Source organism: Pseudomonas sp. UBA6699 (genome assembly GCF_002454615.1).
In the GTDB taxonomy this organism is placed as follows: domain Bacteria; phylum Pseudomonadota; class Gammaproteobacteria; order Pseudomonadales; family Pseudomonadaceae; genus Aquipseudomonas; species Aquipseudomonas juntendi.
Genome location: NZ_DKJF01000035.1, coordinates 1 through 11,934, shown reverse-complemented (window position 1 = coordinate 11,934; position 11,934 = coordinate 1). Strand labels below are relative to the sequence as shown.

Annotated in this window: 3 protein-coding genes; 2 read left to right on the top strand and 1 reads right to left on the bottom strand. The window is 67.3% G+C overall.

Annotated features, from left to right (window positions below; genetic code table 11):
* Nucleotides 1–133 precede the first annotated feature (133 nt).
* Nucleotides 134–1,525 carry an aspartate aminotransferase family protein gene (locus B3361_RS07330; protein WP_054905378.1) on the top strand — a complete coding sequence of 464 codons (1,392 nt, stop codon included), beginning with the start codon at nt 134–136 and terminating at the stop codon, nt 1,523–1,525.
* Between the two features lie 39 nt (nt 1,526–1,564).
* Here B3361_RS07330 and B3361_RS07325 read toward each other — a convergent pair whose 3' ends face one another.
* Nucleotides 1,565–2,533 (bottom strand): siderophore-interacting protein, encoded by a 969-nt coding sequence (locus B3361_RS07325; RefSeq protein ID WP_054905377.1) that lies wholly within the window; start codon nt 2,531–2,533, stop codon nt 1,565–1,567.
* A gap of 219 nt (nt 2,534–2,752) precedes the next feature.
* Between B3361_RS07325 and B3361_RS07320 the strand changes: the two genes are divergently transcribed.
* A partial coding sequence (locus tag B3361_RS07320) for a non-ribosomal peptide synthetase (RefSeq protein ID WP_286777902.1) occupies nt 2,753–11,934 on the top strand: 9,182 nt, incomplete at its 3' end.

Genomic DNA, 11,934 nt, shown 5'->3' with positions numbered 1-11,934 from the left:
GGAGCGGGCAAGCCCGCGAAAGGGCCGGCACAGGGTAAGTAAAATACAGTAACAACCGCTAAATCCTCCCAGCACCCAAGCGTTTTCCAAGCGACGAACACCCGCACTTTCGCTCGCTTGCGAGGATTTACCCATGTCCACCGCTTCCAGCCTTGCCCAGGTCCCGCCGGCCAGCGTGTCGCAGGCCCTGTACGAATTCACCGACTCACCCTTGCTGCAACGCCAGCAACAGCAGGAGTCCAACGCCCGCAGCTACCCACGGCGCATCCCGCTGGCGCTCAAGCGCGCCAGGGGTATCCACGTCGAAGACGTCGAAGGCCGACAGTTCATCGACTGCCTGGCGGGCGCCGGCACCCTGGCGCTGGGCCATAACCACCCGGTGGTGATCGAGGCGATCCAGCGTGTGCTGGCCGATGAGATCCCCTTGCACACACTCGACCTGACTACACCGGTCAAGGACCGCTTCGTTCAGGACCTGTACAGCATCCTGCCCGAGGCCCTGCGCCGCGAGGCCAAGGTGCAGTTCTGCGGCCCGACCGGGACCGACGCCGTGGAGGCGGCACTCAAGCTGGTGCGCAGCGCCACCGGGCGCAGCACCGTGCTGGCCTTCCAGGGCGCCTACCATGGCATGAGTCAGGGGGCCCTGAGCCTGATGGGCAGCCATGGTCCCAAGCAACCGCTGGGTGCCTTGTTGAGCAGCGGCGTGCAGTTCATGCCATACCCGTACGACTACCGCTGCCCGTTCGGCCTGGGCGGTGAGGCCGGGGTCAAGGCCAACCTGCATTACCTGCAAAACCTGCTGCTCGATCCGGAAAGCGGGGTGCCACTGCCGGCTGCAGTCATCCTGGAGGTGGTGCAGGGCGAGGGCGGGGTGATCCCGGCCGATATCGAATGGCTCAAGGGCGTGCGCCGGATCACCGAGCAGGCGGGTGTGGCCTTGATCGTCGATGAGATTCAGAGCGGCTTTGCCCGTACCGGGCGGATGTTCGCCTTCGAGCATGCCGGCATCGTGCCGGACGTGGTCACGCTTTCCAAGGCCATTGGCGGCAGCCTGCCGTTGGCGGTGGTGGTGTATCGCGACTGGCTGGACACGTGGAAACCGGGGGCGCACGCCGGCACCTTCCGCGGTAACCAGATGGCCATGGCGGCGGGTTCGGCGGTGATCGACTACCTGGTCGAGCATCGCCTGGCCGAGCATGCCGAGGCCATGGGGCTACGGTTGCGTGGGCACCTGCAGCGCCTGCAGCGGGACTACCCGCAGTTGGGTGATATCCGTGGCCGGGGCTTGATGCTGGGCGTGGAGCTGGTCGACCCGCAAGGCCAGCCCGATGCGCTGGGCCACCCACCGGCTAACCGCGACCTGGCGCCGAAGGTGCAGCGCGAGTGCCTCAGGCGTGGGCTGATCCTGGAGCTGGGTGGGCGGCATGGCGCGGTGGTGCGCTTCCTGCCGCCGTTGATCATCAGCGGCGAGCAGATCGATGACGTTGCACAGCGTTTTGCCGAGGCGTTGAGCGCGGCAGTCTGAACCATTGCCGGGGCCGCAAAGTGCCCCGGCTATCTCACGTCAATCAAAGGTCCGCCCGGCCCGCCAATAGCCCATCAGGGTCAGGCACGCGCGTTGCAACCCGCGCTCCTTGATCAGATACCGGCGAATATCCATCACTGTCGCCGATTCCCCCGCGACCCATGCATGGAATGTGCTCCTGGCACTACTGGCCTGCTCCCACGGTATTCGTGTGTCGATATCTACCTCTTCCAGCTTTACCCGCGACGCGGCCTGCCCTTGAGGCAGGCTGGCCAGTTCGCGCACCGCATGCTGCATGGCCTGGCCATGCGCGCAGCCCAGCAGCTCGCGCGGCAGCCAATGCAGTTCGGTGGCATCGCCATGGCGCAGATCCAGGCAGTCAGCTTGCAACGGCACCTCGATGAACGCCTGCACCGCAAGCTCGGGCTGGGTCCCTGCCAGTTGCTCAAGAATGCCGGCAATCGCCGGCAGTGCCGTTTCGTCACCTACCAGCAGTACGTTGCGTACGCCCTGGGGTGGCTTCCATTCATAACCGCCGGGGTCGCCGGCATAGTCCAGGTTGGGCGCAAGCATCTGCAGGCGGTCACCTACCTGGGCATGGGTGGCCCAAGCCGAAGCAGGGCCGTTGACGCCATGCAGCACGAAATCTACATCGACTTCCAGTGCTTCCCGACGCAGCGCGCGGATGGTGTAGGTCCGCATGGGTGGGCGTTGCGCGGGCGGCAAGGCGCTGTGCGCCGTTTTCCAGTGGGCATCGGCGGGAACTACAGGCAGCGAACCATCTGGGGGGGGAAAGAACAGCTTGACCCGTTGATCGGGGGCCATGGTGGCCATCCGCGCCACATCCGCAGCGGTGAACACCAGGCGTGCAAGTGATGGAGAAAGGGTGATGCGTTGCTTGAGCTGCAGATCGAACAGGCGGTAGGCGCTGGCAGCCGGGCCGGGGCTGCCGACCAGGCGGCGCAGGCCTTGCTGGAGTGCCTGGGTGATGCGGGAGGGGCTAGGCATGCGAAGGTCCTCTTGCAGGGCGGCTTTGTTGGTAAACGAGCCGCCGCAACGGCAAATTAACGCCTCCCTGTTGGCCGGTCGGCCACGCCCGGGGTTGCCCCGGGGTGTGTCTGCAGCTGCCGTGTGGGGGCGCTATGGCGTTAATTTTTTTCAGGTTGCATCCGTTTCGTAGGGATAGCCGGGCCCCGCCCGATACCTCACTCGTACGGAAGCAATCTGATGAATGCAGAAAAGTCCCTGCTACTGGCCCGCCGTTTCATTGAACTGCCGCAGGACAAACGCGGCGTGTTCCTCGAGACCCTGGCCAGGGAGGGCATCGACTTTTCCCAGTTCCCCATTCCGGCCGGGGTCCAGGCGCCGGACCGCCAAGGGTTGTCCTATGCCCAGCAGCGCATGTGGGTACTTTGGCAGATGGACCCCCAGAGCGGCGCCTACAACCTGCCAGGCGCGGTGCGTCTGACCGGGCAACTGGATGAGTCCGCGCTGGAGCAGGCGTTCGCCAGCCTGCTGGCGCGTCACCAGAGCCTGACCACCGTATTCGAGGTCCAGCCTGACGACAGTCTGCTCCAGGTCTATCGCCCGGTGGGCGAGGCCTTGATCGAGCGGGTCGACCTGCGTCAGTGGGATGAGGCCGGGTGCGAAGCGCAGGTGCGTGCCCAAGCCGAGGCCGAGTCCTTGCGTCCATTCGACCTGGCGCAAGGGCCGCTGCTGCGGGTGCGTCTGTTGCGCCTGGCCGAGCAGGAACATGTACTGCTGTTGACCCTGCATCATATTGTTTCCGACGGTTGGTCGATGAACGTGCTGATCGACGAGTTCAGCCGCTGCTACGACGCCTTCGCCGCTGGCCATGCGCCGCAACTGCCGGATCTGCCGATCCAGTACGTCGACTATGCCCTGTGGCAGCGCCGCTGGCTGGAAGCCGGCGAACTGGCGCGGCAGCTGGCGTACTGGCAGGCGCAGTTGGGCGATGAGCAGCCCGTGCTCGAACTGCCCTTGGATAATGCCCGGCCGGCGACCCCGAGCTTCAGTGGCGAGCGCCGCTCGTTCGCGGTCGATGCGGCCTTGGCCGAGCGGCTGCGCGGCTTCGCCCGGCAGCATAACCTTACGCCGTTCATGGTCATGCTTGGCGCGTTCGGCTTGCTCCTGCAGCGCTACACCGGCCAGGCCGACCTGCGTATCGGCAGCCCGGTGGCCAACCGCAACCGCGCCGAAGTCGAAGGGCTGATCGGGTTGTTCGTCAACACCCAGGTGTTGCGTGTGCGGCCAGACGCGCACCTCGAGGTGCTGGCCTACCTGCAAGGCATCAAGCAGGTCGTACACGGTGCCCAGGCGCACCAGGACCTGCCGTTCGAACGCCTGGTCGAGGCGCTGAAGGTCGAGCGCAGCCTGAGCCATGCGCCGCTGTTCCAGGTGATGTACAACCACCAGCCGCAGGTCGCCGACCTGGCCACCGTGACCCTGGCCTCGGGGCTGCAACTGTCGCCCCTGGCATGGCGCAGCCGCACCACCCAGTTCGACCTGAGCCTGGACACCTACGAGCAGGGTGGCACCCTGCACGCCGCCTTCACCTATGCCAGCGACCTGTTCGAGGCCGCCACCATCGAACGCATGGCGACACACTGGCAGGCCCTGCTGCAAGCCCTGGTCAGCCAGCCGCACAGCGCGCTGTGGCAGTTGCCGATGCTCGATGACGCCAGCCGTCGCACAGTGCTGGAGGATTGGAACGCCACCGCTCGCGGTTATCCGCTCGAACGCGGCGTGCACCAGCTGTTCGAGGATCAGGTGCGCCGTGCGCCAGACGCCCCGGCGCTGGTCTGTGGTGATACCGCGCTCAGCTATGCGCAGCTCGATGCCCGCGCCAACCGCCTGGCTCACTTCCTCCGCGCGCAAGGCGCCGGAGCCGACAGCCTCGTGGGTATCAGCCTGCTGCGCAGCGTAGAAATGGTCGTCGGGCTGATGGCGATCCTCAAGGCCGGCGCGGCCTACGTGCCGCTGGATCCGGAATACCCCGAGGAGCGCCTGGCCTACATGATCGAGGACAGCGGCATTCGCCTGCTGCTGACCCATCAGGCGCTGCAGGGCAGCCTGCCGGTGCCCGCTGACGTGCAGTGCATCGCCCTGGACCAACTGACGCTGGACGACCAGCCCGCCAGCCCGCCCCAGGTGGCCACCGACCCACGGCAGTTGGCCTATGTCATCTATACCTCCGGCTCCACCGGCCGGCCGAAAGGCGCCGGCAACAGCCATGAAGCGCTGGCCAACCGCCTGCACTGGATGCAGGAAGCCTATGGCCTGTGTGCCGGTGACACGGTGCTGCAGAAGACCCCGTTCAGCTTCGACGTGTCGGTCTGGGAGTTCTTCTGGCCGCTGATGACGGGTGCCCGGCTGGCCGTGGCCGCACCCGGTGACCACCGGGACCCGGCGCGCCTGATCGAGACCATTCGTCGCCATCAGGTCAGCACGCTGCATTTCGTACCCTCGATGCTCCAGGCCTTCATCCACGAGTCTGGTGTCGAGACCTGCGACAGCCTGCGCCGCATCCTCTGCAGCGGCGAGGCATTGCCGGTGGACGCGCAGCTGCAGGTGTTCGGCAAGCTGCCGGCGGCGGCGCTGTACAACCTCTACGGCCCCACCGAGGCGGCCATCGACGTCACGCACTGGACCTGCATCGACGAAGGCCGCGACAGCGTGCCCATCGGGAGGCCCATCGCCAACATCCGTACCTATGTGCTCGATGCTGGCCTCGAGCCGGTGGCGCCGGGCGTTGCCGGCGAGCTCTACCTGGGTGGCATTGGCCTGGCCCGTGGTTACCACCGGCGTCCGGGGTTGACCGCCGAGCGCTTCGTTGCCGACCCCTTCGTGGCCGGACAGCGCCTGTACCGTACCGGCGACCGGGTTCGCCAGCGTGTGGATGGCGTGATCGAGTACCTGGGGCGTTTCGATCATCAAGTGAAAATCCGTGGCCTGCGCATCGAGCTGGGCGAGATTGAGGCGCGCCTGGCCCAGCATGCCTGGGTGCGCGAGGCTGTGGTGTTGGCGCTGGACGGCAAGCAACTGGTGGCCTACCTGGTGCTCGACGAAATGCCAGACGGCTGGCAGCAAGGGCTCAAGGCCTGGCTGCTGCAGGCGCTGCCGGAATTCATGGTGCCCAGCCACCTGATGCCGCTGGAGCAGTTCCCGCTGACCCCCAACGGCAAGCTTGACCGAAAGGCCCTGCCGCAACCGGATGCCGCTTCGCGCGGCGCTTACGTGGCGCCGCAAACCGATGTACAGCGTACCCTGGCGCAAGTCTGGAGCGAGGTGCTGGGCGTGGCCGAGGTTGGCCTGGACGACAACTTCTTCGAGCTGGGCGGCGATTCGATCATCGCCATCCAGGTGGTTGGCCGCGCTCGTCGCCAGGGCCTGCAGTTCAGCCCGCGCGACCTGTTCCAGTTCCAGACCGTGCGCGGCCTGGCCGGCGCGGTCGGGCGCCAGCCATCGTTGGCGGTTGAGCAGGCGCCGGCCACCGGCGAGGTGGCGCTCAGCCCTGTGCAGCGGCAGTTCTTCGAACAGGCCATTGCGGTCCGCGAGCACTGGAACCAATCATTGCTGCTCGGTGCCCGGCAACCGTTGCAGGCCCAGGCGCTGGTCGCTGCCTTGGGCGATGTGGTCAACCACCATGACGCCCTGCGGCTGCGCTTCGAGCCCGCCGCCGAAGGCTGGCGGCAGCACTATGGCGCGCCGGTCGCGCAGGTCGAGCTGTGGCAGCGCCAGGCTGCGGATGCCCAGGCGCTGACGGCGCTCTGCGACGCTGCCCAGCGCAGCCTCGACCTGCGCAGTGGGCCGCTATTGCGCGCCATGCTGGTCGACTTGCCGCAAGGCGAGCAGCGCCTGCTGCTGGTTATTCACCACCTGGTGGTCGACGGCGTGTCCTGGCGTATCCTCCTGGAGGACCTGGAGCAGGCTTATGCCCAGCGCCTGGCCGGGCAGCCGCTTTCGCTGGCGCCGCGCACCAGCAGCTACCAAGCCTGGTCTGCGCAGCTGCACGAGCAGGTGCCGGCGTTCGTCGGGCAATTACCCTACTGGCAAGCGCAACGCGGCGATGGCGCACTGCCGTGCGACAGGCCGGACGCGCCGGTAAGCAACCGTCATGGGGCCAAACTGGCGTCGCGCCTGTCCCGCGAGCGCACCCGGCAGTTGCTGCAGGTCGCGCCCGCAGCCTATCGCACCCAGGTCAACGACCTGCTGCTGACGGCCCTGGCACGTGTCATCTGCCAATGGAGCGGCAGCCAGGCGGCATTGGTGCAGCTGGAGGGGCATGGCCGCGAAGAGCTGTTCGACGGCATCGACCTGACCCGCACCGTCGGCTGGTTCACCAGCCTCTATCCGCTGCGCCTGGCCCCGCGCGCCGGTCATGGCGACTCGATCAAGGCCATCAAGGAACAGCTGCGCGCGGTACCGGACAAAGGCATGGGTTACGGCGTGCTACGTTACCTGGGTGACGCCTCGGTGCGCGAGGCCCTGGCGACGCTTGACCCGCCGCGCATCACCTTCAACTATCTGGGCCAGTTCGACAGCCAGTTCGATGCCCAGGCCTTGCTGGCGCCGGCCACCGAGCGCGGCGGCGACGGCCAGGACCCGGACGCGCCGCTGGCCAACTGGCTGACCCTGGAAGGGCAGGTGTACAACGGCGAGCTGTCGCTGCAATGGGGCTTCAGCCTGGCGATGTTCGACACCGACACGGTCCAGGCATTGGCCACGGCCTACGACCAGGAACTGGAGGCGCTCATCGAGCACTGCCTGGGCGTGCCCGCCGGGCAACCGTCACCGTCGGACTTCCCGCTGGCGCGCATCACTCAGGCGCAACTGGATGCATTGCCGGTGCCCGGCCACAACATCGAAGACCTCTACCCACTGTCGCCCATGCAGCAGGGCATGTTCTTCCACTCGCTGTATGAAACCCAGGGCGGCGCTTACATCAACCAGTTGCGCCTGGCTATCGGCGGCCTGGACCTGGAACGCTTCGGCGAGGCCTGGCAGGCGGCCCTGGCGCGTCACGATATCCTGCGCAGCAGCATCCACTGGCAGGGCCTGGACAGTGCCCATCAGATCGTCCAGCGACAGTTGCCACTGCCACTGCGCATCGTCGATGAACCTGCGGCAGACCTCGATGCACTGGCCCGGGCCGAGCACGAGGCGGGTTTCGACCTGGCCCGCGCACCCTTGTTCAGGCTGCTGCTGGTGCGTACCGGGGCCGACGACTGGCACCTGGTCTTCACCTGCCACCACATCCTCCTGGATGGCTGGAGCAATGCCCAGCTACTGGCCGAGGTGGTCCAGCACTACGCCGGCGAGCGCTTGTCGGCGCCGGCCGGCCGTTTCCATGATTACCTGGCGTGGCTGCAACGCCAGGACGCCAGTGCCGGCGAGCGATTCTGGAAAGCCCGTCTCGGCGCCTTGCAGGCGCCGACGCTGCTCGCCCAGGCCCTGCGTCGCCCCGCCGACGCGCAAGGCGAGGGTGAGTACCTGGCCCGCCTCGACGCCGCGCAGGCCGCCGAGCTGGAGCGTTTCGCCCGTCACCACAAGGTGACCTTGAACACGCTGTTCCAGGCGGCCTGGGGCCTGGTGCTACAGCGCCTGACCGGGCAAGCCTGCGTGGCCTTCGGCGCCACGGTGTCCGGGCGTTCGGCGCCACTGCCGGGCATCGACGGCCAGCTTGGGTTGTTCATCAATACCTTGCCGGTGCTGATCGATGTCGCGCCCGATCGCAAGGTGGCCGGTTACCTGGCCGACGTGCAGGACTTCAACCTGAGCCTGCGGGAATTCGAGCATGTGCCGTTGTATGCCATTCAAGGGTGGGCTGGCCAGCAGGGCGCGGCGCTGTTCGACAGCCTGCTGGTGTTCGAGAACTTCCCGGTGGCCGAGGCGCTGCGCCAGGGCGCGCCTGCCGGCCTGCGTTTCGGCGCGGTGAGCAATCACGAGCGCACCCACTACCCGCTGACCATCGGCATCGAGCTCGGCGATGGGGTCAGCCTGGCGTTCGGCTACGACCCTGCGCTGTTCGCGGCAGAGCAGGTGGCTCAGCTGTGCGCCGGGCTCCGCCAGGTGCTGGCGCAGATGGTCGCCACCCCGGCCGCGCCGTCAGGCGCGCTGGGCCTGCTTGACGATAAGGGGCAGGCCGAGGTGCTTGGCTTCAGCCACGGCCGCGCACTGGCGTTGCCGAGCCAGGAACTGGTTCACCAGCGTATCGCGGCACAGGCCGCGCGCCAGCCCCAGGCCTTGGCCTTGCAATGTGGCGAGCTGCGCCTGAGCTATGGTCAGCTCGATGGCCAGGCCAATCGCCTGGCGCATGCACTGATCGCCAAGGGCGTGCGCCCCGGCCAGCGTGTCGGCCTGGCCCTGCGCCGAGGCCCGCAGCTGATCGTCAGCCTGCTTGCCGTGCTCAAGAGCGGCGCGACCTATGTGCCGCTGGACCCGCAGTATCCACATGAACGGCAGGCCTACATGATCGAGGACAGCCGCTTGGACCTGTTGTTGTGCGACGACGGCCTGCTGGTCGAATTGGCGCTGCCGGCGGGGCTGCGTCGCCTGGAACTGGGGGTGTTGGGCGAGCAGGCCGCGCACTGTGGCGACCACGACCCGGATGTGCAGGTCGCCGCCGAGCAGCTCGCCTATGTCATCTACACCTCCGGTTCCACCGGCCGCCCGAAGGGGGTGGCGATCAGCCATGCGGCCCTGCGCGAGTTCAGCTACAGCGCCACCGGCTACTCCCGTCTTGAGCGCGACGACCGGGTGCTGCAGTTCGCCACTTTCAGTTTCGACGGCTTCGTCGAGCAATGCTATCCGCCGCTGTGCGTCGGCGCCGCGTTGATCATGCGTGGCGAGGCACTGTGGGACGCCGATCAGTTGGCGCGGTTGATTGTCGAGCAGGGCGTGACCCTGGCCGACCTGCCGGCCGCCTACTGGCACATGCTGGCCAAGACTTGCGCGGCGCGGCCGGGCCAGGGCCTGGGCAAGCTGCGTCAGGTGCACGTGGGCGGCGAGGCCATGTCGGTGGAAGGGCTGCGCCTGTGGCATGCGGCGGGGCTGGGCGGGCTCAGCCTGGTCAATACCTATGGCCCGACCGAGGCGACAGTAGTCTCCAGCGTGCATGACTGCCGCCTCGAAGATGCGCAGGATGCGTATGGCGTGCCCATCGGCCACGCCATCGCAGGCCGCTCGCTGTATGTGCTGGATTGTGCCGGCCAGCTGTTGCCCAGCGATGGCGTCGGCGAGCTGTGCATCGGTGCACCGAGCTGCCTGGCGCAGCAATACTTCGACCGCCCGGCGTTGACCGCCGAGCGTTTCCTGCCGGATCCCTTCGCCGAACAGCCTGGCGCACGCCTGTACCGCAGCGGCGACCTGGCGCGCTATACCCAGGCCGGGGTCCTGGAGTACGTAGGGCGTATCGATCATCAGGTGAAGATTCGCGGTATGCGCATCGAGATGGGCGAGATCGAGGCCTGCCTGCAAGGGTTGGCGTCGGTCCGCGAGGCGGCGGTGCTGGCCCTCGCCGGGCCGACCGGGCCGCAACTGGTGGCCTACCTGGTCGCTGCTCAGGCCACGCCGTCGGCTGACTGGCTACAGGGCGTACGGGCTGCCTTGGGGCAGGCGCTGCCTGACTACATGATCCCGGCCCACCTGCTGGTGCTGGAACGGCTGCCGTTGAACAACAACGGCAAGCTGAACCGCGCGGCTTTGCCGGCGCCGGACTTCAGTGCCGCCCAGCAGGTCTACGAAGCGCCGCGCACGCCGTTGCAAGCACAACTGGCGACGATCTGGGCGCAAGCCCTGCAGGTCGAGCGCGTCGGCCTTGCCGACAGTTTCTTCAGCCTCGGTGGCCACTCGTTGCTGGCGACCGAGGTCATCGCGCGCATTCGCCAAGGGCTTGGGCTCGAAGTGCCCCTGCGGCAGCTGTTCGAGCAGCCGACCCTGGGGGCCTTCGCCGACCGTTGCGCCGAACTGGGCCAGGGGGCGGCCGCGGCGATTGCGGTATTGCCGCGCACGCCTGCGATGGCCGTGTCCTACGCCCAGGAGCGGCAGTGGTTCCTCTGGCGGCTGGACCCACAGAGCGCCGCCTACAACGTTCCGGCGGCGTTGCGTGTGCGGGGGCCGCTCGAGTTGCCGGCGTTGCAGTCGGCATTCGACCAGGTCATCGCCCGGCACGAGCCATTGCGCACCACCTTCGATGACGCCACGGGCGAGCTGCGGCAGCATATTCATCCGCACCTGGCGCTGCCCATCGTGATCGAGCACCCAGGCGAGCTGGACGATGCGGCGCTGGCGGCCTGGGTCGATGCCCAGGTGCGGGCGCCGTTCGACCTGGTACGAGGGCCGTTGCTGCGGGTTAAGTTGCTGGCCATGGGCGAGCAGGATCATGTGCTGGTCATCGTCCAGCACCATATCGTTTCCGACGGCGCCTCTCTGGAGGTGCTGGTCGAAGAGCTGCTGCGCGGCTACCACGGCGAGCACTGTGCACCGTTGCCTGTGCAGTACGCCGACTACGCGGCCTGGCAGCGTCAGTGGCTGGACGGTGGCGAGCGTGCCCGCCAGCTCGATTACTGGCTGGCGCAACTGGGCGGCGAGCAGGTCGTGCTCGAGCTGCCGTTCGACCGGCCACGCCCGGCCCAACGGCGCTTGCGTGGTGCGCGCCTGGACTTCCCGCTCGAGGCTGAACTGAGCCACGGGCTGCAACAGCTGGCCAAGACTCAGGATGCTTCCTTGTTCATGTTGCTGCTGGCAGCGTTCCAGGCCTTGCTGCACCGCTACAGCGGCCAGGCCGACATCCGCGTCGGCGTACCGGTGGCCAACCGCACCCAGGCTGAAACCGAGCGGCTGATCGGTTTCTTCGTCAATACCCAGGTGCTGCGTGCCGAAGTCGATGGCGGGCAGGGCTTTGACGTCCTGTTGCGCCAGACCCGGCAGGCGGCGCTGCAGGCCCAGGCCCACCAGGACCTGCCGTTCGAGCAACTGGTCGAGGCCCTGGCACCGGAACGCAACCTTAGCCACAGCCCCGTGTTCCAGGTGCTGTTCAACCACCAGTACGCTGCGCGCGCCGAGCGGAACTGGGGTGAACTGCGTGTCGAGCCGCTGCATTGGGACAGTGCCACGGCGCAGTTCGACCTGGTGCTGGATACCAGCGAGACCGCGCAGGGGCTGATGGTTTCCCTGGCATACGACACCGACCTGTTCGAGCGCTCGACCATCGAGCGGCTGTCGACCCACTTCATCAACCTGTTGCAAGGCATCGTCGAGCAACCGCACCAACCGGTGGCCGAACTGCCATTGCTGGCGGCTGCCGAGCGCGAGCGCACCCTGGTCACGTGGAACGCCACCGCTGAACAGTACCCGCTGCAGCAGAACATCCAGCAACTGATCGAGGC

What these genes read in the sequence shown, in the direction of transcription:
- B3361_RS07330 (WP_054905378.1), top strand. Translation starts at nt 134, where the DNA reads ATGTCCACCGCTTCCAGCCTTGCCCAGGTCCCGCCGGCCAGCGTGTCG.
- B3361_RS07325 (WP_054905377.1), bottom strand. Translation starts at nt 2,533, where the DNA reads ATGCCTAGCCCCTCCCGCATCACCCAGGCACTCCAGCAAGGCCTGCGC.